This window comes from Pseudomonas sp. BF-RE-22 (assembly GCF_019956155.1).
GTDB lineage: Bacteria > Pseudomonadota > Gammaproteobacteria > Pseudomonadales > Pseudomonadaceae > Aquipseudomonas > Aquipseudomonas migulae.
Window position 1 is genome coordinate 60454 of the sequence record NZ_JAHBDD010000008.1, and the last position, 25436, is coordinate 85889.

At 63.9% G+C, this 25436-nt stretch carries 4 protein-coding genes; all 4 read right to left on the reverse strand.

Translation table 11 applies throughout. The features are described 5' to 3' along the window. Window positions 1-87: 87 nt before the first annotated feature. Genes KGA82_RS05470 through KGA82_RS05485 form a run of 4 tightly spaced genes read right to left on the reverse strand, consistent with a single transcriptional unit; the run spans window position 88 to window position 25348 of the window. Window positions 88-11886 (reverse strand): amino acid adenylation domain-containing protein, encoded by an 11799-nt coding sequence (locus KGA82_RS05470; protein WP_223449827.1) that lies wholly within the window; start codon window positions 11884-11886, stop codon window positions 88-90. Continuing rightward, the gene (locus KGA82_RS05475) at window positions 11883-14981 is read right to left on the reverse strand and encodes a non-ribosomal peptide synthetase (protein ID WP_223449830.1); all 3099 of its coding nucleotides are present in this window, start codon (window positions 14979-14981) and stop codon (window positions 11883-11885) included. The genes KGA82_RS05470 and KGA82_RS05475 overlap by 4 nt, the downstream gene beginning before the upstream one ends. 11 nt (window positions 14982-14992) lie before the next feature. Further along, window positions 14993-16051: a TauD/TfdA family dioxygenase gene (locus tag KGA82_RS05480; RefSeq protein WP_008032309.1), complete on the reverse strand. Its 1059-nt coding sequence runs from the start codon at window positions 16049-16051 to the stop codon at window positions 14993-14995. Window positions 16052-16105: 54 nt separating this feature from the next. After that, complete coding sequence (locus tag KGA82_RS05485; protein ID WP_223449838.1) at window positions 16106-25348, reverse strand: non-ribosomal peptide synthetase; 9243 nt, start codon at window positions 25346-25348, stop codon at window positions 16106-16108. Window positions 25349-25436 lie beyond the last annotated feature (88 nt).

Sequence of the window (25436 nt, forward strand, 5' to 3'; positions counted from 1 at the left end):
GTGGTCTCCAAAAAATAAAAAGCTCGCCCTATAAACGAACCGTGAGGGCCGTTCATTAGGGCGAGCTTGTTTTGGCGCGGTAAAACCTTAGTCCTGCGCCACCACCTCGCGACCGAGTGCCGTCACCACGGCGCTCAGGCATTCATCCCGTTGCAGGATATCGAAGTGGCTGGCGGCGACGGTTTGCACTTTGCGCAGCCGTGGTTGCTGACGCTCCAGCGTCGCGCGTTCGGCCGTCGGGTTGCCATCGGCCCACCAGCAGCACAGTTCGGCGTGCGGCAGCGGCAAGGTCTCGACCAGCCGTGACAGCGCCTTCAAGCGCGTGCTGACCATGAACGTCTGCGCCAACTCATCGGCCCCCAGCAATGCGTAACCGCTGGCCTGCTCGCCTTCGGTGTCGATCACCGTGCGAATGATCCGCGCGACAGCGTCCTGATCACCCGTGGTTTCGACACTCAATGCCTGGGCAATGACATCGCTATCCATGCTCAAGGTTGCACCGAGGAACTCGCGCAGGTCCGCCCGCCACTCATCCACACTGGCGACGGCGTTGGCCTGGGTCGGCACAAAGCTGTCCACCAGGCCGACGAATGCCACACGCTGGCCCTGCTGTTCAAGCAGGTCGCCGACCATCAACGCCAGCGCCCCGCCCAACGACCAGCCCAGCAAGTGATACGGGCCTTGCGGTTGCTTGCGGCGGATCGCCTCGACGTAGTCCGCAGCCATTTGCTGCAGCGAAGTGTCGTGCCACTGGCGGTCGAGCAGCATGCGGCATTGCACGCCGTACACCGTGCGCTGGCCTTCCAGTCGACGGGCCAGCGGTTCGTAGTCGAACACCGTGCCGAACCCGGCGTGCAGGCAGAACAGCGCCGGTTGATCGTCCACCGGCTGGTTCAACAGCAGCAACGGTTCCGGGCTCTGTTTGAGCGGTTGCTCATCGACACCGGACAACCCGGCGATGGTCGGTTTGGCCATCATGTCGCGCAGTTTCAACTGGAAGCCCGGCTCGTTCAGCGCCCGCACCTTCGAGATCACTTTGAGGGTGCGCAGCGAGTCGCCGCCCAACTCGAAGAAGTTGTCGGTGATGCCGACCTTGTCGACGCCCAGCACTTGCTGCCAGATCTCGGCCAGCGCCCATTCCAGCGGCGTACGCGGTGCCACGTACTCGCGGCCCTCGAAGGTCGGGTCGGGCAAGGCCTTGCGGTCGAGCTTGCCGTTCGGTGTCAGCGGGAAACGCGGCAACACCACGACCTGCGTCGGCACCATGTAATCCGGCAGGCTTTCACGCAAGGCCGCCTGGCAACGCAGGCCCAGGCCGTCGTCTTCAACCGCGACCACATAGCCGATCAGTTGCGGCCCCTGCCCGCCGTCACGAACCACCACCAGCGCGTCATTGACCCCGACTTGCTCGCGCAGGCGAGCTTCGATTTCCCCCAGTTCGATGCGGAAGCCGCGCACTTTGACCTGATGGTCGATGCGCCCCACGTAATCGAACACGCCATCCTCGCGGCGGCGCACCAGGTCACCGGTGCGGTACAGACGGCCGCCGTCGCGGCTGAACGGATCAGCGACAAAACGCTCGGCGGTTTGCCACGGGTGACGGTGGTAGCCACGCGCAACGCCACGACCGCCGATGTACAGTTCGCCGACCATGCCCACCGGCAACGGATTGAGGTCCATGTCCAGCACGTGCAGGCTGCGGGTGCCGACACGGCGGCCAATCGGCGCGTACATCGCCTCGCAGTGGCCGTCGGCAGCGATTTTCCACAGCAGCGGCGTGACCACGGTTTCCGTCGGGCCGTAACCGTTCACCAAGTATTGCGGTTTGAGCCTGTGCTTGACCCGTTCGAACGTGGCGTCAGGCACCGCATCGCCACCGAAGCAATAGATGCGCACCGGCGGCGGATCACCGCCCTGCAACTCGGCGTGTTCGGCCAGTTGCAGCAAGTACGCCGGCGGGAAGCAGGCGACGCTGATACGCTGACGATGCAACACCGCCAGGGTCTGCTCGGCGGTCCACAAGGTGTTGTCGCGCACCACCAGGGTCGAACCGCTGATCAGCGCGGTGATCCAGCGTTCATGGGCACCGTCGAAGGCGAACGACATGAAATGCAGTTCGCGGTTGGTCGGGTCCATGTCGTACAGCTCGGCAATCGCCTGCACGTGCATGCTCAACGGGCCGTGGGCCACGGCGACGCTTTTCGGTTTGCCGGTCGAGCCCGAGGTGTAAATCAGGTAGGCCAGTTGTTCCGCGTGTACATCAAGCAATGGCGCCGACACCTCGACGTCGAGGTTCAAGCGATCCACCGCGACCATCGGCGTGCCCGGATTGAGTTGCGCCGTGTCACGCAAACGCTCCTGGGTCAGCAGCAAACGCATGTCGCTGTCGGCCATCATGTAGCGCAGGCGTTCCTGCGGGTATTGCGGGTCCAGCGGCACATACGCAGCGCCGCACTTCATCACCGCCAGCAGCGAAACCACCAGTTCCAGCGAGCGCTCCATGAACACGCCGATCACGTCTTCGGCCTGCACGCCCTGCTCCAGCAGGTGCACCGCGAGCGCGTCGGAACGACGGTCCAGCTCGGCATAACTCAACTGTTCGCCGTCGCGGTCGGCGTAGCTCAGCACCAGCGCGGTGTGCTGCGGCTGCAGCCGCGCCCGTTCGCGGATCAGTTCGTGCACCGGCCGTTCGTGGTCGTCGGCCAGCTTCGGCAGGTCGCCGTCCAGTTGCCGACCCTGGTCCAGCGTCAGCAAACCGAGTTCGCCAACAGCGCGACCGGCGTTGTCGCACAGCCGCTGCATCAGGCTTTCCATGTGGCTGCGCAGGGTTTCGACAGTGGCGAGGTCGAACTGATCGCGCTGGTGCATGTACTCGATGCGCAGGCCTTCATCGAGGCTGACCATCAAGTCCATGGCGAAGCTGGTCAAGCCGAAGTCGGAGACGTCTTCGAAGCGCAGGGAATCGCCGTTCCATTCGCGCAGCGTGCGGTCCACCGGCTGGTTTTCGAAAACGATGATGCTGTCGAACAGCGACTGCCCGCCCTGCCCGGCCCAGCGTTGAATATCGCTGAGCGGGGTTTGCTGGAAGTCGCGGATGTCGAGGTTGTAGGCCTGGATCTCGCGCAGCCAGTCACCGACGCTCGCTTCGGTCGGCACGCTGTTGACCACCGGCAAGGTATTGATGAACAGCCCGAGCATGTTCTCCGAACCGTTGAGGGTTTCCGGGCGGCCCGACACCGTGGCGCCGAACGTCACCGTGCGCTGGCCGGTGTAGCGCTGCAACAGCAACAGCCACGCGGCTTGCACCAGGGTGTTGAGCGTCACTTGCTGTTGCTGGGCAAACGCCTGCAAACGCGCGGTTTGCTCGGTACTCAGGTGCGTATAGATCGCGTGATAACCGGCCTGCGGCGCCTTCACCGGCAACGCGCGGGCCAGGTGCGTGGCGCCTTCGAGGGCATTGAGTTTGTCTTTCCAGAACGCTTCGCTGGCCTCGGCGACTTGCTGGCCGAGCCAGTCGATGTAGTCGCGATACGCGGCCACCGGCTCCTGCGCATCGCCACTGTAATGACGCAGCACTTCACCGATCAGGCGCGACACACTCCAGCCGTCCATGAGGATGTGGTGATAGGTCCAGATCAGGCGATAACGGTCGTCTTCCAGACGCACCAGCAGCAGGCGCAACAACGGCGCACGGTTCAGCGAGAAGCCACGTTCACGTTCATCGCTGGCCAATTGGCGCACACGCTCGACCTGGTTATCCAGACCGCGCCAGTCGAGTTCGGTCAGCAGCGCCGGTGCGTTGCGCAGCACCACTTGCAGCGGCTCCTTGTCGCCCTCCCACAGGAACGCGGTGCGCAGGATCGCGTGACGCTGCGCGGCATCGGCCCAGGCCTCGAGGAAACGCGGACCGTCAACGCCACGCACGCCCACTTCGATCTGGTTGACGTACAGCCCCGAGTCGCCGTCCTGCACCGAGTGGAACAGCATGCCCTGCTGCATCGGCGACAGAGGATAAACGTCGTCCACCTCGTCTGCCGTCAATGCCAGCGCCTGATATTGCGCGGCGCTCAGCTCGATTTTCAGCGCCGGCGCAGCCACTACCGGCGCAGCTTCCTCGGCGTCCACAGCCTGGGCGACAGTCGCCAGTTCGGCGATGGTCGGGTGACTGAACACGTGCTTCGGCGAAATGCTCAGGCCGGCCTTGCGCGCACGGCTGACCGCCTGGATCGACACAATGGAATCGCCGCCCAGCTCGAAGAAGTTGTCCTGAATGCCGACCGGCACTTCGAACAGCGCCTGCCAGACCTCTTGCAGCGTCGCCTCCACGGCATTGCGCGGCGCGATGTATTCACCAACCTGCTGATCGGGTTGCGGCAACGCGCGGCGATCGAGCTTGCCGTTCGGCGTCACCGGCAGTTGCTCAAGCAACATCACATGGCTCGGCTGCATGTGCTCGGGCAACGCGTTGCGCAGGTGCTGCTTCAGCCCATCGAGTGCCAGCGACTGGGCGACCACGTAAGCCACCAGTTGCTTGGATTTACCGACATCCAGCGCGATCACCACCGCCTCGCGCACCTGCGGATGTTCCAGCAGGCAGGCTTCGATTTCACCCAGTTCGATGCGCAAGCCACGGATCTTCACTTGATGGTCGATGCGGCCGACGTATTCAATCACGCCGTCATCGCGATAACGCGCCAGGTCGCCGGTGCGATACAGACGCTCGCCCCGTGTACTGAACGGGCTGGCGACGAAACGCTCAGCCGTCAGGTCCGGACGGCGATGGTAACCCCGCGCCAGACCGATGCCGCCCAAGTACAGCTCACCGACGCAGCCCGCCACTTGCGGTTGCAGGCTGTCATCGAGGATGTAGGTCACCAGGTTGGCGATCGGGTAACCGATCGGCACGCTAATCGAGCCGTCATCGACGCACGTCCAGTGGGTCACGTCGATGGCGGCTTCGGTCGGCCCGTACAGGTTGTACAAAGCAACGCCGGGCAGCACGCGGAACAGGCTGTTCTGCAAATCCGCCGACAACGCTTCGCCGCTGCACATGATCTGCCGCAGGCTGGCGCAACGCTCAAAGCCTTCGCCCTGAACAAATGCCTGCAACATCGACGGCACGAAATGCAGGGTGCTCACCTGATATTGCTCGATCAAACGCACCAGCTGCGCCGGGTCGCGATGGGCGCCCGGTTCGGCCACCGCAAGGCGCGCACCGACCATCAGCGGCCAGAAGAACTCCCACACCGACACGTCAAAACTGAACGGTGTCTTTTGCAGTACGGTGTCGCGACCGTCCAGCGGGTACGCGCCCTGCATCCACTCAATGCGGTTGAACAACGCATCGTGACGGTTGGCCGCGCCCTTCGGTTTACCGGTGGAGCCGGAGGTGTAAATCATGTACGCCAGCGATTGCAGCTCGACCACGCACGGCAGGTTTTCGTCGCTCAAGCCTTCGACCAGCTGAGCGCTGTCGTCCAGGCAGATCGCCGTGGTCCCGGGGGGAATCGGCAATTGCGCCAGCAGATGACGCTGGGTCAGCAGCACGTGGACGCCGCTGTCCTCGAACATATGCTCCAGGCGCTCGCGCGGGTAATCCGGGTCCAGCGGCACGTAGGCGCCGCCGGCCTTCATGATCGCGAGCAAACCGATCACCAGTTCCAGCGAACGCTCGGCGGCAATCCCCACCAGCACTTCGGCGCCGACACCTTGGGCGCGCAGGTAGTGCGCCAGGCGGTTGGCCTGCTGGTTGAGTTGGCGATACGTCAGGCTCTGACCGGCAAACACCAACGCCTGGGCGTCCGGGGTTTTCAGCACCTGGGCTTCGAAGCACAGGTGGACCGGACGCACGTCGGGCCAGGTCACGGCGGTGTCGTTGAAGCCTTGCACTTGTTGCTCGGTCTGCGCGGTGTCGAGTAGGCTCAGGCGACCCAAGGCTTGTTGCGGCTCACGGACCATGGCATCGAGCAACGCCACCAGACGCTCGCTCAGGCCGTCGATGGCCTCGGCGGTAAACAGCGCGGTGTCGTAATTGAAACGCAGGTCCAGGCACTCGCCCAGCTCGGCGGCGATGGCCAGCGGGAAACTGGTTTGATCGTGATTGCTGATACCCGAGAACTTCAGCGCACTCGGATTACCGCCCTCCAGCGCCTCGGCGACCGGGTAGTTTTCGAACACCAGCAGCGTGTCGAACAGCGACTCACCAGAGTGCCCGGCCCAACGCTGCACATCCGCCAGCGGCGTGTATTCGACATCGCGCAGTTTGAGATTGAGCGCCTGCACCTCGTCCACCCATTGGCTGACCGTGCGCTCAGGATGCGGCGTGGCGATCACCGGCAAGGTGTTGATGAACAGGCCGACTTGCTGCTCTATCCCCTGCAACTCGCTCGGACGCCCCGACACCGTGGCGCCGAACGCGACCGTGCGCTGGCCGGTGTAGCGCTGCAACAGCAACAGCCACGCCGCTTGCAGCAAGGTGTTCGGCGTCACGCGGGCCTGACGGGCAAAGCCGCTCAGGCGTTCGCTGGCCGCCCGGTCCAGGCTCAGGTGAACGGTGCGATGACCGTCGCCCTGCCCTGCGACCGGTCCCGGCATCGCGCCGGCCAAACGGGTCGGCTCGTTGAACGCCTGCAACTGCTCCAGCCAGAACGCTTCGCACGCGGCGCGATCACGCCCGCCCAGCCACGTCATGTAATCGCGATAACGACCGCCGCTTGCCACCGGCATCACGCCGGAGTAACGCTGCAACACTTCGCCGAACAGCTGCGAGGTGCTCCAGCCGTCCAGCAGAATGTGGTGGTTGGTGAAGATCAGGTGATGGGTGTCGTTTGCGGTCTGTACCAGGGTCAGGCGCAGCAACGGCGCGGCTGTCAGGTCGAAACCGCGCAGGCGATCGTCTTCGACCAGACGTTCCAGGGCGTGTGCCTGATCCGCTTCATTGCGCCAATCGAGCACGGTCACCGGCAACGTGGCGTTGGCCAGAATCACTTGCAGCGGCTGCGAGCCATGGCTCTCGCTGAAGAACGCGGCGCGCAACACTTCATGGTTTTCCAGCGTCTGTTGCCAGGCGCTGCGGAACGCCTCGACGTCGATGCCCTGCACGTCCACGCGCATTTGCGGGATGTAGGCGCCGGCATCCGGGGCGAACAGGCTGTGGAACAACATGCCTTCCTGCATCGGCGACAGCGGGAAGATGTTTTCGATCTCACACGCCGCCAGCGGCAGTGCATCGAGTTGCGCCTGATCGACGCTGACCAGCGGCACGTCACTCGGCGTCAAGCCACCGGCACCGCTGAGGCAGTGTTCGATCAGCTGTTGCAGTTCGCCAGCGTAGGCCTCGGCCAGGCGCTGCACGGTGTGCTCGGCAAACATGTCGCGGCTGAAGGTCCAGCTCAGGCGCAATTGCCCGGCGTACACCTGACCGTTAATGCTCAGGCCACGGTCCAGCGCGGCCGAAGCGCCCTGCTCGGCGCCACCGCTTTCACGGGCCGGGCGCCACGGTGCCTGCTCATCGAAACTGGCATCGAACTGGCCCATGTAGTTGAAGGTGACTTGCGGTTGCGGCAGATCCTCAAGACCGGCCTGCGCCAGATACCGCAGGATGCCAAAACCGATGCCTTTGTCCGGCACGGCGCGCAGCTGTTCCTTGACCGCCTTGATGCTCCCCGCCAAATCGCTGGCCGGGGTCAACTTGACCGGGAAAATCGAGGTGAACCAACCCACGGTGCGGGTCAGGTCGATGTCGTCGAACAGGTCTTCACGACCATGACCTTCCAGTTTGACCAGGGTCGATGGCTGGCCGGTCCAGTCGCCCAGCACCCGCGCCAACGCCGTCAGCAACAGGTCGTTGACCTGCGTGCGGTAAGCCGCTGGTGCGTCTTGCAGCAGTTGGCGGGTGAAGGTGCTGTCGAGCACGGTTTCCACGCTCACGGCGTGTTGGCTGGCGAGGCTGCCTTGCGGATTATCGGCGGGCAGGTCCACCACCACGTCGTGGTATTGGCGCTGCCAGTAAGCCGCTTGGCTCGCCAGTTCGGGACTTTGCGCATGGGTTTGCAAACGTGCCGCCCACGCTTGATAGGCGCTGGATTTGGCCGGCAGGCGCACAGGTTGAGCCTGACGCGCCTGGTCGTAGGCCGTTTGCAAATCTTCGAGCAACAGACGCCAGGACACGCCGTCCACCGCCAAATGATGCACCACCAGCAGCAAGCGCTGACCGCCCGCGCCCATGTCCACCAGCAAGGCGCGCAGCAATGGACCGTCGTGCAAATTCAGGCTGGCCTGTGCGGCGTTGCAGTGCTCAAGCAATTCGTCGGCGTTCGCAGCCTGACGCTGCCACAACAATTCGGCGCTGCTCCAGTGCTCGGCCTGAGCCTGTTGCCACACGCCATTCACTTGACTCAATCGCAGGCGCAATGCGTCGTGATGTTCCAGCAACGCGGCCAATGCCTGTTGCAGGCACGCGCTGTCGAGCGGCTCGCGAAGTTCCAGCAGCACCGATTGGTTCCAGTGGTCCCGGGCCTCGATGGCCTGCTCGAAAAACCAGTGCTGGATCGGTGTCAGCAGCACGTCGCCGCGCACCGGGCCCTGGTCGATGAGCAGACCGGCGCTGCGCTGCGCGACCTTCGCCAGACTCTGCACGGTCTGGTGTTGAAACAGGTCACGCGGGGTGATGCGAATCCCGGCCTGACGCGCACGGCTGACCACCTGAATCGAGATGATCGAATCGCCGCCCAGTTCGAAGAAGTTGTCGTCGATCCCCACGCGCTCAAGCTTGAGCACGTCTTGCCAGATCGCCGCCAACTCGGCTTGCAGGTCGTCCACCGGTGCTGTGTAAACCTGTTGCGCCAGGGCAGCATCAGGCTTGGGCAACGCGTTGCGGTCGAGCTTGCCGTTGCTGGTCAGCGGCCACTGATCAAGCTTGAGCAAATGCGCCGGCACCATGTAATCCGGCAGACCGGCCCGCAAATGTTCACGCAGCGACTGACGCAAATCAGCGACGTCCTGGGTGACGGTGAACCAGGCGACCAACTGTTGACTGCCATTGATCTCGGGCGCCAGCACCAGCGCTTGTTCAATGGCCGGGTGACTTTGCAGACGGTCCTGGATTTCCCCCAGCTCAATGCGGAAGCCACGAATCTTCACTTGATGGTCGATGCGTCCGGCGTACTCGATGCTGCCATCGGCGCAATAGCGCGCCAGATCGCCGGTGCGATACAGGCGCGCACCCGCCTCGGCGGCGAACAGGTCCGGGACAAACCGCGTGGCGGTCAGATCGGCGCGCTGGTGATAACCCCGCGCCAGACCGGCACCGCCGACGTACAGCTCGCCGACGCAACCCTTGGCCACCGGGTTCAGGCGTGGGTCGAGCACGTACCAGCGCAGGTCGGCAATCGGCTCGCCCAGCGGCGAACTGTTGGCGCCGTCGAGGTCGGCGCGGGACAACGGCCGGTAGGTCACGTGCACCGTGGTTTCGGTGATGCCGTACATGTTGATCAGCAACGGCTGTTGCTCATCGAACGCGTCGTACCACGGACGCAGGCTCGCGACGTCCAGCGCCTCGCCGCCGAACACCACATAACGCAGGGCCATGCCCTGAGCATTGGCGCAAGCAAACGGCATCAGTTGACGGAACGCCGACGGGGTCTGGTTGAGCACCGTGACCTGCTCATCACACAGCAGGCGAGCGAACTCTTCCGGGGAACGGCTGATGGCGTGCGGCACCACCACCAGCTTGCCGCCGTAGAACAACGCACCAAAGATTTCCCATACCGAGAAGTCGAAGGCGTAGGAATGGAACAGGCTCCAGACATCGTCCGCGTTGAAACCGAACCAGTGTTCGGTGGCGCTGAACAGGCGGGTCAGGTTGCTGTGCGGCAACAAGGTGCCTTTGGGTTTGCCGGTGGAGCCGGAGGTGTAGATGACGTACGCGAGGTTTTCCGGGCGGGTCAGGTTCGGCAGGTTCTCGACGGACGCCTCATTCAGCCAGTCGCTGGCGTGATCCAGGCAAATCACTTCGATGCCTTCGGACAACGGCAAACGCGGCAGCAGCGCGGAATCGGTCAGCAGCAAGCGCGTGCCGCTGTCGGCCAGCATGTAGGCCAGACGATCCTGCGGGTATTCCGGGTCCAGCGGCACGTACGCGCCGCCGGCCTTGAGGATCGCCAGCACGCTGACGATCATTTCCAGCGACCGCTCCAGCGCGATCCCCACCAACACATCCGGCCCGACACCGCGCTCGCGCAGACGCTGGGCGATGCGGTTGGCCTGTTGGTTCAGTTGCGCGTAGCTGAGGGTCGCGCCGTCGCAGGTCACCGCGATGTTGTGCGGGTGCGCGGCGGCCTGGGCTTCGATCAGTTGATGCGCGCACAGCGTGTTCGTGGCCTGCGAAGCGGCGCTGCGGTTCCAGTCCAGCAACGTGGCGTGCTGCTCGGTTGCGGCGAGCATGTTCAGGTCGGCCAAGGCGACCGAGCCGTCGGCACAGATCGCCTGCAACAAGTTCAGCCAATGCTGACCGAGACGCTCGATGGTCGAAGCGTCGAACAATTCGGTGGCGTACACGAACGAGGCGTGGATGCCGTCGTCGCTCTCCACGGTGTCAAGCATCAGCTCGAACTTGGTGGTCTTTTCATCCCAGATCAACGGCTCGACGCTCAGGCCCGGCAAGTCCCAGCGCTGTTCGCCGCCGGCTTCGCGCTGGTGGTTGAACATCACCTGGAACAACGGCGTGTGGCTCAGGCTGCGTTCGACATCGAGGCCATCGACCAATTGCTCAAAAGGCAAATCCTGATGCGCCTGCGCGCCCAGTGCCGCCGCCTTGACCTCGGCCAGCAACTGCAAAAATGGCTGGTCGGCATGGGGCTGGGTACGCAACACCTGGGTGTTGACGAAAAAGCCCAGCAGGTTTTCCACGTCTTGGCGGGTACGGTTGGCAATCGGCACGCCGACGCGAATGTCCCGTTCGCCGCTGTAGCGATGCAACAGGGTTTGCAACGACGCCATCAACACCATGAACAGCGTGCAGCCTTCGCGACGGGCGAGATCTTTCAGAGCAGACGCCAGGGCCGCCGGCACATTCAGCTCGACGCTGGCGCCCTGCTGGCTCGGGATCGCCGGGCGACGACGGTCGGCCGGCAGGTTCAGCTGTGGGTGCTCGCGGCCCAATTGTTCACGCCAGTAAGCAAGCTGACGCTCGGCCTCGCCGGCCTCCAGCCACAGGCGCTGCCAACGGGCGAAATCGGCGTACTGAATGCCCAGCTCCGGTAGCTGCGGCGCTTGCCCGGCGCTGAGTTGCGCGTAGAGCTGGGTGAATTCCTGCAACAGGATCGGCAGCGAACCGCCGTCGGTGACGATGTGGTGGAACGTCAGCACCAGCACATGCTGCTGCGCGTCGAGGCGGATCAACCGGCAGCGCATGAGCGGACCGTGCTGCAAATCGAATGGCTGCTCGGCGTTGAGGCCGACCTGGTGATGCAGTTCGGCGTCGTCGGCGGCGTTTGCCTCGACCAGCGGCGCGTCCATCTGCGGGTGGATTTTTTGCAGCACCTGCTGCTCATCGAACACGAAGGTGGTGCGCAGCACTTCATGACGCTGCACCAGCGCAGCGAGGGTTTGCGCCAGCGCGGCGCGGTTCAGCTCACCGCTGAGGCGAAAGGCACCGGTCAGGTTGTACGCGGTCGCCTGTGGCTGCATCTGCCACAAAAACCACAAGCGCTGCTGCGCGTACGACGCCGGCAAGGTGTCGACCGCCGGGTCCCGTGGCGGGATCGGCAGCAGCTCAAGGGTCAGGCCTTGCGCGTGCATCTTTTCTTGCAAGGCACGCCGCGCGTCCAGGCTCAAGCCGCAGAAACGCTGGGCCAGGGTCATCATTCTGTCCGGTGCAACACTCATCGCGTGTGTTCCTCATCCACTTCGTCGAACAACGCTTCCAGCGCGTCTACATCGTTTTCTTTGTGTTCACTGTGCTGACGGAACTGCTCGATTTCCGCCGCCAGGCGTTCCAGGGTGTCGCCCTCGAAGAACAGCTTCAGCGGGATCGCCAGGTTCAGTTCTTCCTGAATCCGCGCACGAATCCGCGTTGCCAACAGCGAGTGACCGCCGAGCTCGAAGAAGCTGTCGTGCACGCCGACCCGCTCCACGTGCAGCGCTTCGGCCCAGATCGCCGCCAGGACTTTTTCCAGGTCGGTGCGCGGGGCGACGAAGGCACTGCGGCGCACGTCGAGGTCGAGCAAGGCCTGGCGGTTGAGTTTGCCGTTGGGCATCAGCGGGAAACGTTCCAGCACCTGCAAGCGCGCAGGTTGCATGTGCTCCGGCAACGCTTCGCTGAGGTGGCTGCGCAATTCGTTGAGGCGGATGTCGGCGGTGTCGGCCGGGGAAATCACGAAGCCCAGCAGTTGCGGACCGGTCGGCGTTTCACGGGCGATGACGGCGGCCTCTTCAATGCCGGGGGCGCTGCGCATGGCGGATTCGATCTCGCCCAGTTCGATGCGGAAGCCACGGATTTTCACTTGATGATCGACCCGGCCGAGGTACTCCAGCACGCCATCGGCGCGGTAGCGTGCGAGGTCGCCGGTGCGGTACAGGCGTTGACCGGCCTGCTTCGCAAACAGGTCGGGCACAAAACGTTCGGCGGTCAGCGTGGCACGCTTGAGGTAGCCTCGGGCAATGCCGGCGCCGCCGACATACAGCTCACCTTCGACGCCCACGGCCACCGGCATCAAGTCCGGGCCGAGCACGTGAATGCGCATCCCCGGAATCGGCTGGCCAATCGGGATGGTGTCGTCGTCCTGACCGAGCGGCAGTTCCCACGCCGAGCACCAGACCGTGCCTTCGGTCGGGCCGTATTCGTTGACCAGTGCCACTTGCGGCAAGGCCTCGCGATGACGTGCGACCAGGGCGTTGCTGCACGCTTCGCCCGCCACAATCACACACGCCAGCGCCGGGTTTTCGAGGTGTTCGAGAATCTGCGCGTGGTAGGACGGCAAGGTCAGGTAGTGGGAAACCTCTTCACGCTGGATCAGCGCCGCCAGCAGCGCCGGGTCCTTGTAGCTGTCTTCGTCCGGCAGGCACAGGGTCGCGCCCTGCCCCAACGCCCAGAAAACCCCGGCCACCGAGCTGTCGAAGGAGAACGACGAGAGCATCAGGAACGCGCGTAACGGCTGACGATAGAACGCGCTGCGTGCGAGGGTCGAGGCCACCGCGTTAACGTGACTGATCATCACGCCCTTGGGCTTTCCGGTGGAGCCGGAGGTGTAAATCACGTAGGCCAGATGGGCGCTGTCGCCCAGCGGGGCTGGCTGTTCCTGCGATGCGGACCAGACTTCGGCCTGCGGCATCAGCGAAATCACCCGCTCGCCGTGTAACGCTTCCGGCAGCGGCTGACAGGCCAGCACCTGACGCGCAGCGGCGTCCTGCAACATGAACGCCAGACGCTCGATCGGGTAGTTCGGATCGAGCGGCAGGTAAGCGGCGCCGGCCTTGAGTGTGCCGAGCAGTGCAATAACAATTTCCAGCGAGCGCTGGCCGTAGACCGCGACGATTTCATCCGGCGCCACGCCTTGGGCGCGCAGGGTATTGGCGACCTGGTTGGAGCGTGCATCCAGTTCGGCGTAGCTCAGGCGTTGGCCATTGACGCTGACGGCGATGCGCTGCGGATGCAGGCGTGCCTGTTCGGTGAACAGATCTTGCAGGTAGCGATGCGGCAGTGCCTGCTCGGCGGCCAGCGGGTTGAAGTCTTCGATCAAACGGGTCAGTTGCACCGCATTGACCTGAGTGGCCTGGCCCAGGGTCAGCTCGGGCGAGGTCAGCAACTGGCGGCTGAATTCGACAAACTGTTCCAGCCACGCTGCCAGCATCGACTCGGGCACCGCGCCGGCCAGGCACGACAGCTGCAACTGTTCGCCTTGAACCCGCAGGCGCAGGACTTCCGGGTTGGCATCGTCCACTTCAATGTTCGCGTCGGCATCGGCCTGATACACCAGGCCATAACGCAGCGGCGTCGCGACTTCGGCGCTCAGTTCAAACTCGTTGAGGCAGTCGAGCCAGGACAGCGATTGCTCGACGTTGCCAGCAAACGAGGCCAGCGCTTGCGCCAGGGTTTCGTGGCTGCGGTGATCAAACGCTACTGGCAAACGGCGGGCGAAACGCCCGAGGGTCGCTTCGGTCTGCTCGTTGCGCCCCGCCACTTCCCAGCCCATCAGCAACTTTTCCTGATTGCCGATGCGCGCCACAAACGCGCTCCACAACAGCAACGCCACGCGCTGCGCTTCGACGCCCTGAGCGGCGGCCAGCCGTTGCACATCGGCCAACCATGCCGCGTCATCAAGCGTCGCCTGATGGCGAGCCAGCGTCACTCCAACGGCCTTTTCAAAAGGCAGATGATGGGCCTGCGCGAACTGCTGTTGCAGGTTGCGCCAGAATGCGGCGCCTTGATGGCCGATGTCTTCTTCGCGCAGTTCTTCCTGCCACGCGGTGTAATCCAGGTACTGCAAGTCTTCCTGATTGTCGGCCAGTGTTTCGCCGCGCAACAGGCTCGCCAGCTCCGCCGACAGCACCCGCAGCGATGCTTCGTCGAGGCTGCTGGCCAGCGCCAGCAACGTGACGAAATGCTGACCGTCCGTGGTTTCCACTGACGCCACCACCAGCACCCGATCCGACGCCTCAGTCAGGGTTTCACGGCTGCGGTTTAGCGCTTCATCCAGCGAAGACACGCGACCCAGCAACGCGACCGGCAACTCATCGCACAGGCTCTGTACCGGCCATTTCATCCCCGGCAAACGGCGATAGACCGTGCGCAGGGTTTCATGGCGCTGGCCCAGTTCATCCAGTGCCGCGCGCAATGCCTGCGCCTCCACAGCCTGGGCGACCGGCACGGTCAAGGCGGCGAACAGCGGCTGTCCGCCCAGTTCCTGAGCGCGCAAATAAAAGGCCTGCTGAGCCGAAGTCTGGAAAACGTCTACCGAAGGTTCGAGGGCGGTGGTGTTCATGTCGAGGGTCCTTATTCCTGATCCAGGTCGGCGCTTTTCTGCGCGATGGCCATGGCCGTGAGGATTTTTCTGTAGCCAGTGAATTCGTTGCGCGCATGCACGCTGAGGATGTTGTCCAGCAGGACCACGTCGCCCTTCTCCCAGGCGAACTCGACCATCACGTCGCGATAGATGCCTTGCAGGTGGCGGATGACGTCGTCGGGGATGGCCGAGCCGTCGCCGAAGAAGGTGTTTTGCGGCAGGTCCAGCGGGCCGAATTCACGCAGCAGGTTGTCGCGGATGCTGTCCGGCAGGGTCAGCGCGTTGAAGAAGGTGCCGTGGTTGAACCAGATGCGCTCGCCCGTCAGCGGATGGCGCACGATGGCCGGGCCGTTTTGCCGGGTGCGCAGGCGATTGCCGGACTTCCACTCGGCCTGAATGCCGATCTTGGCGCAGTAGGCTTCGACTTCGCCGCGATCTTCGCTCTGGAACACGGTTTGCCATGGCAGCCCCATGCCGTCGCCGTAGTTGCGCACGTACATGATGCGTTTACGCTGAAACTCCTCGCGCACGGCCGGGTCGATCCGCGCGAGGATTTCGCGGGTGTCGCCGAACGGGGTTTCGCCGCCGGTGGTCGAGGGTGTGTCGCAGTAGAAGTACAGGTGACGCGGGAACACCGGCGAATAGGAATGCTCGTTGTGCGGGAAGATTTTCTCCGCCGCCGGGTAATCGGTGGAGCTGTAGATCTTGAACTGACCGGTGATCTGGGTCCGTGGCGAGGCGCGGAACAGGTACTCCAGGGCGCCGTCGGAAATCGCCGCCACGCAGCGGTTGAATTCGGCGATGTCGGCCACCTGGAAGCCACGGAACAGAATCACCGCGTGATCAAGCAGCTTGCTTTCGATCAGGGCGCGATTCTCCGTCGCCCATTCCACCAGGCTCACACCAGGCACTGCCGGGCGGCACACCAGCGGCATGCTGGCACCGTCGAACATCGGCGCAAAACTCACCAGCCGGGTCGGGTCGGTGGACAGGCTCTTGCGCGCACCGCGGCCGATTTTGGGAATGGACTTGGTGGTTGAAACAGTCATAAACCCCTCCAGAAAATGATGACGGCGGCGCCCGGTTGGCGCCGCCGCAATGAATCAGTCCGCCGCGCCTTGCGTTGCCGGCGTGCCGCGACGACGCTTGATCGCCATGGGCCCGCCCAGCAACGCCTTGCGCTGCTCGTTCAATCGCGCATCGGCACGGCGCTGCACCTCGGTGGCCAGTTCCAGCAGATCGCTGACCGTCAGCTCGTCGGCGCGCAACAACGCTTGCAGTACCGCCTCGATTTGTTCGAACAGACTTTGCAGCGTGCTCGGCAAGTACTGCCCGGCGGGTGTTTCGAAACTCAGGTGAATGTGTTCGGCCTCGTTGTAGAACGCAGCGACCATGCCGATCTCGGCAGCTTGCCGGCCCGACGGGAAGTCCTCGACCAACAAGCCGTCCATGGAGGGCAAGCGACCGACGCCTTCCTGATAGATCAACTTGATGTCGAACAATGGCGAACGCCCGGCCCGACGCGGCAAGCGCAACGCTTCCACCAGTCGCTCGAACGGCAGGTCCTGATGGTCCGAAGCCTCCAGAACCGCACGGCGACAGGCTTGCAACAGTTGCCCGGCAGCCTGGTCGGCATCGACCTCCACTTGCAGCACTAATTGGTTAACGAAGAAGCCGACCATTTGTTCAAGCTCAACTTGATTTCGGTTGGCGATATCGGTGCCGATGCGCACGCGGCTGACCTCGGTGCGCTGGCGCAACACCAGGGTGAAGCCGGCCAATAGCACCATGAACAGCGACAATCCACGCTGTTGGGCGAAGTCGCGCAATTGCTGACTCAAGGTCGAATTCAAGGTGAAATGTTGGCTGGCGCCCTCCTGCGCCTGACGCTGATCGCCGTCGCCCGGCAGCTCCAGCACGGCTTGCGGCTGACCGAGGCGCGCCTGCCAGTAATCGAGCTGTCGTTGCAGCTCGCCGCCCTGCTCCAGCCACTGGCGCTGCCATTTGGCGAAGTCGGCGTATTGCACGACCTGCTCCGACAACTGCGCGACACCACCCCGGTTGAGGGTCGGGTACAGCGTGACGAATTCATTGATCAGAATCCGGAACGACCAGTCATCCGCCGCGATGTGGTGCACCGTCAGCAGCAGCACATGCTCCTGATCCGCAACCTGCAACACCCGCACCCGCAGCAAAGGCCCGTTGCGCAGATCGAACGACCGGGCGACTTCTTCACGGGCCAACTGCGCGGCTTCGACGTCCGGGGCCGGCAAGTGCCGCAGGTCGCTGATGGCGAAATCCAGCGGCAGTTCGGCGTGTACCCGCTGCCAGGCCTGGCCGTCTTCCTCATAGAACGTGGTGCGCAACACGGCGTGGCGTTGCACCAGGGTCTCGAAGGTTTGCTGCAACGCCGACAGGTTCAACGCGCCGCGCAACCGCAGGGCGCCGGGCATGTTGTACATCGAGCTGTCGGGTTCGAGGTTCCACAGGAACCACAACCGCTGCTGGGCGAAGGACAACGGCTGGCGTTCGCCGGAGTGGTCCGCCACCAGCGCCGGGCGCTCGCAGACATTGGCGGCGTGTCGCAGGCCTTGCACCTGAGCCGCGAAATCCTGCAGGCGCGGGTGTTCGAACAGGCTGCGCAGGCTCACCGACAGGCCCAGACGCTGACGAATCTGCGAAACGATCTGCGTGGCCAGCAACGAATGACCGCCCAACTCAAAGAAGCTGTTTTCGCGATCGACACGGGCAACTTGCAATACCTGCTGCCAGATCTGCGCCAGCTCGATTTCCAGCTCACCTTGCGGTGCGGTGCCGGCCACGGCGTCCCAGACTTCGGGTGCGGGCAGCGCCGCGCGGTCGAGTTTGCCGTTGCGGTTGAGCGGCAATGCGCTCATCACCACCAGTTGCGCCGGGAGCATGTAGTCCGGCAGACGCTCGCCCAAAGCCTGGCGCACGGTCTCGGTGAGTTGACGCGAATCAGCGTTCGGCAACACCGGCACGACATAACCGATCAGTTGCTTGCCACCGACGCCTTCGTGCACCAGCACCGCGGCTTCGCTGATCATCGGCAAGCCTTGCAGGTGCGCTTCCAGCTCACCGAGTTCAACGCGGAAACCGCGAATTTTCACCTGATGGTCGATGCGTCCCAGGTATTCCAGCGCGCCGTCTTCGCGATACCGCGCTAGGTCACCGCTGCGGTACAAACGTGCGCCCGGCGTGGTGGAGAACGGATCGGCGATAAAGCGTTCGGCGCTCAGCCCCGGACGCTGGTGATAGTGCTGGGCAATGCCGGCATCACCGCCGATGCACAACTCGCCCACGCAACCGGTTGGCAGCAGGTGGCCCTCGGTGTCCAGCACGTACAACGCCCGACCGGGCAAGGCGCGACCAATCGGCACGCCGATCAGGTTTTGCGTGTCGGCCAAGGTGCACAGGTGGGTGCTGGAAACCACCGTGGCTTCGGTCGGCCCGTAGGTGTTGAGCAGGCGTACGTCGCCGAGACCGGCGGCATGCCAGAGCTTCAGGCCCTCCAGTGACATGGCTTCGCCGCCGACATGAACCTGCCGCAACCGACCTTTGTCGCGCTGAGGCTGCGCGGCCCATTCCTGGGCCAGCAAATACCAGTAGGCCGCCGGCAAGTCCGCCAGGGTCACGCCCTGTTCGATGATCTGTCGGTACAAGGTGTCGGTGTCCCACAGCTCATCGCCGCGCAACACCAGCGCCGCGCCCACGCACAGTGGCGGGTAGCACTGCTCGACAAAGCCGTCGAAGCTGAACGTGGCGAATTGCAGCACGCGGTCGTCGGCGCTGAGTTGCGAATAGTCCGCCGCAATCACGCAAAACTCGCGCAGTGCGGCGTGGGCCAGGCACACGCCTTTCGGCCGCCCGGTGGAACCGGAGGTGTAAATCAGGTACGCGAGGTCTTCGGCACACGCGAGGTTGACCGGGTTGGCCGTGGAATAGCCGGCCAGCGACGCCGTCGTCAGCGCCAGGCGCGGCAAGCCTTCGGGCAGCGCGACATCGGTCAGCAGCTCCGGTTGCGCCAGCAGCAGGTCCATGCCGCTGTCTTCGATCATGTAGGCCAGGCGTTCGGCCGGGTAGTCCGGGTCCAGCGGCACGTAACCGGCACCGGACTTGAGGATGGCCATGAGGCTGACGATCATCTGTGCATTGCGCCGCACCGACAGGCCGACCCGTTGCCCCGGCGCCACGCCGTGTTCGCGCAGGCGATGGGCGAGCTGGTTGGCCTGGGCGTTGAGCTGTGCATAAGTCAGTCGCTCGTCGCCGGCAATTACGGCCCATGCATCGGGCGTGCGGGCCGCTTGCTGCTCGAAACGCTGATGCGCCAACAGCGGACTGTCCAGCTGCGGCGCGGCGGGACGCGAGCCCAGCAATACCTGCGCTGTTTGCTTCGCGTCCAACAGACTGACGGCGCCCAATACCTGCTGCGGCTGCGCAACGAACTGTTCCAGCACATGCAGCAGGTTCGCACTCAAACGCTCGATCTGCGCGGCGCTGAACAAGGTCCGGTCGAAACTGAATTCCAGACGCAGGCTGGCGCCGACTTCGATGCCGAGGGTCAGCGGGTAGCTGGTGATTTCGTGATTGCGCAATGCGCCGAAGGTCAGTCCCGCTGGCGCCCCTTGCTTCAGCGCTTCGGCCACCGGGAAGTTTTCGAACACCAGCAAGCTGTCGAACAGTGCATTGCCCTGCTGCCCGGCCCAGCCCTGAATGTCGTAGAGCGGCACATGCTCGAACTCACGCAGGCTCAGGTTCAGCGCTTGCAACTCATTGAGCCATTGGCTGACCGGTTGCGCGGACGACGGCGTGGCAATGATCGGCAAGGTGTTGATGAACAGGCCCAACTGTTGCTCGATACCCGGCAACGGTGCGAATCGCCCGGCAATCGTAGCGCCGAACGCCACGCACGATTGGCCAGTGTAGCGTTGCAACAGCAGGCCCCATGCGCCCTGCAACAAGGTGTTGAGGGTGATTTTCTGCTGCCGGGCAAACTCTGCCAGACGCTGCATCGCGGCGCTTTCGAGCGTCAGGTGATGCTCGCCCATGCCGCGTCCTTCGACCGGCGTCGGCAAGGCGTGCGCCAGCAAGGTTGGCGTTTCGAGTGCGGCCAGCGCCTGTTTCCAGAACTGTTCACCCGCCGCCGGTGGCTGCTGCTGAATCCAGCCGAGGTAGTCGCGGTATTGCCCCAAAGGCTTGGCCAGTGCCTGCCCGGCGTAATGCTGAATCACCTCTCCGAGCAACTGCGCGTTGCTCCAGCCGTCCATGAGGATGTGATGACTGGTGTAGATCAGGTGCCAGGCGTCGCTGCTCTGGCGCACCAGCATCAGGCGGAACAGCGGCGCGGCACTGAGTTCGAAACCACGGCTGCGCTCTTCGGCGGCCAGTGCATCGAGGTCGATATCGGCCGCTTCGATCACCTGCAATTGCAGGTCGATCTGGCGATGAATCACCTGATGCGCAGCTTCCAGGCCCAACCAGTGGAAGCTGCTGCGCAGAATGTCGTGACGGTTGACCGCCGCCTGCCACGCCCGACCGAAGGCCGCCAGTTCCAGCCCCTGAATATCCAGGCGCAGTTGGTTGATATAGGCCTCGGCCTGCGGCTCATACAAGGTGTGGAACAGCATGCCCTGCTGCATCGGCGTCAACGGATAAATGTCTTCGATGGCCGGGGCTGCGACGGGCAAGGCGTCCAGCTGCGCCTGATTGATCCGTGCCAGCGGGAAGTCCGACGGCGTGACCTGGCCCGCCGGCGTGACGCAGCAGTGTTCGATCAGTGCGGTGAGTTCTTCGGTGTAGGCGTCGGCCAGTTTTTGAACGGTGCTGTCGGCGAACATGTCGCGACTGAAACCCCATTGCAGCGAGAGTTGACCGCCATAGACCTGGCTTTCCAGCGTCAGCCAGTTGGCCAGAGGCGCATCGTCACCCTGGGCCTGACCGCCGCTTTCCGCTGCGGGTACAAACAGCGCGTCTTCATCGAACTGGCGGTCGAACTGGCCAAGGTAGTTGAAGGTGATGCATGGCGCCGGCAACCCTTGCAACGCTTCACGCTGGGCCGGTTCGCCGAGGTAACGCAGCAGGCCGTATCCCAGGCCTTTGTCGGGGATGGCGCGCAGTTGTTCCTTGATCGCCTTGATCGTGTTCGCCGTTTGCGCGTGAGGTTGCAGGCGCACCGGGAACAGGCTGGTGAACCAACCCACGGTGCGCGTCAGGTCGAGGTCGTCGAACAGGTCTTCACGGCCATGGCCTTCGAGCTGGATCAGCGTCGAGTTGTGCCCGGTCCAGCGGCAGATCACCCGCGCCAGTGCGGTCAACAGCAGGTCGTTGACCTGAGTGCGATAGGCCGCCGGCGCCGTTTGCAGTAATTGCCGCGTCAACCCGGCGTCGAGTTTCGATTCGATTTTGTGGCCGTGGCGATGCTGCAGGCTGCCCAGCGGATTTTCACACGGCAGGTCGCGGGCATCGGCGTGTTGTGCCTGCCAGTACGGCAGTTGCTGATCCAGCGTGCGGGCATGCGCTTGCAGGTGTTTGGCCCAGTGTTGATAAGCGCTGGTTTTGTCCGGCAACGTTGCGGCGCTGCCACCCTCCAATTGCGCATAGGTTTGCTGCAGGTCTTCGAGCAGCACCCGCCAGGACACACCGTCCACCGCCAGATGGTGGACCGCCAGCAGCAGGCGTTGCGTGCCATCGTCGAGGCTGACCAGCAGCGCGCGCAGCAACGGCCCTTCGGCCAGATCGAGGCTGCGTTGTGCTTCGTCGCACAGCACCGTCAACGCCTCGGTCGACGCCGCGTGCCGCTGCCACAACCCGGCCGTTTCGACCTGTGGTCCATGAGACTGCTGCCAGCCATCGACACTCGCGGCAAACCGCAGGCGCAAGGCATCGTGATGGTTAATCAGCGCAACCAGCGCGGCTTCCAGTGCTTGCGGGTTCAGCGCCTCGCGCGGCGTCAACAGCAAGGACTGGTTCCAGTGTTGCGGTTGCGCGATGGCCTGTTCGAAGAAGTAGTGTTGCGCCGGGGTCAGGATGACCTCACCGCTGACCGGCCCCTGGTCGATGGCACTGCGGTTGTCGAACGTCGCCACCAGCGCCAGGCTGCGCACGGTCTGGTACTGAAACAGGTCGCGCGGGCTGAGACGGATACCGGCCTGACGGGCGCGGCTGACCACTTGAATGGAGATGATCGAATCACCGCCCAGTTCGAAGAAGTTGTCTTCGAGGCCCACACGCTCCAGGCCCAGTACGTCCTGCCAGATCTGCGCCAATGCCATCTGCATCGCATCTTGCGGCGCGACGAACGCCTGTTGCGGCGCCGCATCCGGTTGCGGCAGGGCCTTGCGGTCCAGTTTGCCGTTGGCGGTCACCGGCAAGGCATCGAGCGGCATCAGGTAGGTCGGCACCATGTATTCCGGCAAGCTTTTGAGCAGCCAGCCCTTGAGGGTTTCCGGCCACTGCGCCTCGGCGTTTTCCAGCACCAGGTACGCCACCAGATGTTTGCCGCCCTGCACCAGGACCACCGCCTCGCGCACCAGCGGATGCTGCATCAGACGGGTTTCGATTTCCCCCAGCTCGATACGCAGGCCGCGCAGTTTCACTTGATGGTCGAGGCGGCCGAGGTATTCGATCACCCCGTCGGCACGCTGGCGCACGCGGTCGCCGGTGCGGTACAGGCGTGCGCCGTCATGGAACGGGCACGGCACAAATCGCTCGGCCGTCAGCCCCGGACGCCGGTGATAACTGCGCGCCAGACCGGCGCCGCCCAGGTACAACTCCCCCGCCACGCCCGCCGGCACCGGCAGCAACTGCGCGTCCAGAACGTGGGTGCGCAGGTTGGCAATCGGCCGGCCGATGGGCACGCTGTCGGCGCCCTCGTCAACGCAGGTCCAGTGGGTCACGTCGATGGCCGCTTCGGTCGGCCCGTACAAGTTGAACAACCCGGCGCCCGGCAGTTTGGCGAACACCTGAAGCTGGGCATCCAGCGGCAGGGCTTCACCGCTGCACGCGATGCGTTTGAGGCTGGTGCAGGCTTCTACGCCCGGTTCGTGGATAAACGCCTGAAGCATCGACGGCACAAAGTGCAAAGTGCTGATGCCGAACTCGCCGATGAGGCGGATCAATCGCGCCGGCTCGCGATGCGCGCCCGGCGGCGCCACCACCAGACGGGCGCCGGTCATCAACGGCCAGAAGAACTCCCAGACCGACACGTCAAAACTGAACGGGGTTTTCTGCAATACCGAGTCGCTGCCGTCCAGCCCGTACGCCTGTTGCATCCAGCACAAACGGTTGACCAGCGCCGCATGGCTGTTGCCGGCGCCCTTGGGTTTGCCGGTGGAACCGGAGGTGTAAATCACATAGGCCAGGTTCAGCGGATTCACCGACACCTGCGGGCAATTTTCGCTGTAACCGGCCAGCCAGTCCTCGTCCTGATCCAGTGCGATGACCTTGATGCCCTCGGTCGGCAGCGTGCCAGCCAGGGCGCTTTGGGTCAGCAACACGCCAATCGCACTGTCTTCGATCATGTAGGCCAGGCGTTCCGCCGGGTATTCCGGATCGAGCGGCACGTAAGCGCCGCCGGCCTTGAGAATCGCCAACAGGCCAATGACCATTTCCAGCGAACGCTCAACGGCGATTCCCACCAGCACATCGGGACCGACACCCTGCTTGCGCAGGTAATGCGCCAACTGATTGGTGCGCGCATCGAGCTGTGCATAAGTCAGCTGACGGTCGCCAAACACCAGCGCCGGCGCCTCGGGTGTGCGCAGGGCCTGGGCGTGGATCAGTTCATGAATGCATTGCTCGACGGGATAGGTTTCGGCGGTGCGGTTCCAGTCATGCACCAGCACCTGTTGTTCATCCGCCGCCAGCATCGGCAGCTCGCCGACCCGTTGATGCGTGTCGATCACCATTGCCTGCAACAGCCGCGTCCAGTGCTGCGCCATACGCGCGATGGTCGGCGCGTCGAACAGGTCGCTGGCGTAGGTCAGCGCGGCGTGCAGCTTGCCGCCCTTTTCATAGGTGTCGAGGGTCAGGTCGAACTGCGTGGTGCGCCCTTCCCACTCGATCGCGCCCAGCACCAGGCCGGACGCGGTGCTGATGCTGGACATGTCCGCGACCTGCGGCTGGTGGTTGTACATCACCTGGAACAGCGGCGTGTGGCTGAGGCTGCGCTCCAGTTTCAGCGCTTCGACCAGACGCTCGAACGGCAAGTCCTGATGGGCCTGGGCACCGAGCGCAGTTTCCTTGATGGCGCGCAGCAGATCGTCAACACGGGTATGGCCATCGAGCTGGGTGCGCAGCACTTGGGTGTTGACGAAGAAGCCGATCAGGCCTTCGATTTCCGCTCGGTTGCGGTTGGCAATCGGCACGCCGACACGGATGTCGGTCTGCCCGGTGTAGCGATGCAGCAACGCGTTGAACGCCCCGAGCAACAGCATGAACAGGGTGATGTTGTGTTTCTGCGCGGTGGTGCGCAGTTGCTCGGCCAGTTGCGTGTCGACGGCGAATTCGTAGCGTGTGCCGCGATAGCTCGGCATCGTCGGGCGCGAGTGGTCGGTCGGCAATTCGAGCACCGGGTGCTCATCGCCGAGTTGCGCTTGCCAGTAATCGAGTTGGCGCGCTTGCTCGCCCGCCTCCAGCCAGCGGCGTTGCCACAAGGCGTAGTCGCTGTACTGGATCGGCAGCGGCGCGAGTTGCGGTTGTGCACCGGCCTCGAAGGCGTCGTAGCAGCGGATGAACTCGTCGATCAGCACGTTCATCGACCAGCCATCGGAGACGATGTGGTGCAGGGTCAGCAGCAGGACGTGTTCCTGCTCGGCGAGTTTGAGCAAGGTCACCCGCAGCAGCGGGCCGATGGACAAATCGAAGGGCAGCACCGACTGCTGTTCGGCCGCTTGGGCGACGGCACGTTCGCGCTCCGTTTCCGGCAAGGCGCTGAAGTCCACGTGCTTGATGATCAGCGGCGCGCTGGCCGGCACTTGCAGCAAGGTGTCGTCGGCCTGGCGCTGGAACACCGTGCGCAGGGTTTCGTGACGTTCCACGAGGCTGACGAAGACTTGTTCCAGCGCCGACAGGTTCAACGCACCGGTCAAACGCACCGCGCCCGGCAGGTTGTAGGCGCCACTTTGCGCGTCCAGTTGCCAGAGAAACCACATGCGTTGCTGGGCATATGACAGCGCCTGGCGATCCTCGGCCTCGACGCCGGCAGGAATGGGGAACCGGGCGAAATCAATGCCTTCCTTTTGCAAGGCCGCAAGGAACATCTGGCGCTTTTCCAGGGGCAACCCGATAAACCGGCGAGCAAGTTTCAAGGAGTCATCAGCATTCATTTCTAAGCATCCGGATCAGTGGCGGGAAGCACAAAGGCACGTCGTCCCTATAAAACGAATGCAGACCGGAAAAATTAGCGAATGAGAA

What these genes read in the sequence shown, in the direction of transcription:
- KGA82_RS05475 (WP_223449830.1), bottom strand. Translation starts at nt 14,981, where the DNA reads ATGAACACCACCGCCCTCGAACCTTCGGTAGACGTTTTCCAGACTTCG.
- KGA82_RS05485 (WP_223449838.1), bottom strand. Translation starts at nt 25,348, where the DNA reads ATGAATGCTGATGACTCCTTGAAACTTGCTCGCCGGTTTATCGGGTTG.
- KGA82_RS05480 (WP_008032309.1), bottom strand. Translation starts at nt 16,051, where the DNA reads ATGACTGTTTCAACCACCAAGTCCATTCCCAAAATCGGCCGCGGTGCG.
- KGA82_RS05470 (WP_223449827.1), bottom strand. Translation starts at nt 11,886, where the DNA reads ATGAGTGTTGCACCGGACAGAATGATGACCCTGGCCCAGCGTTTCTGC.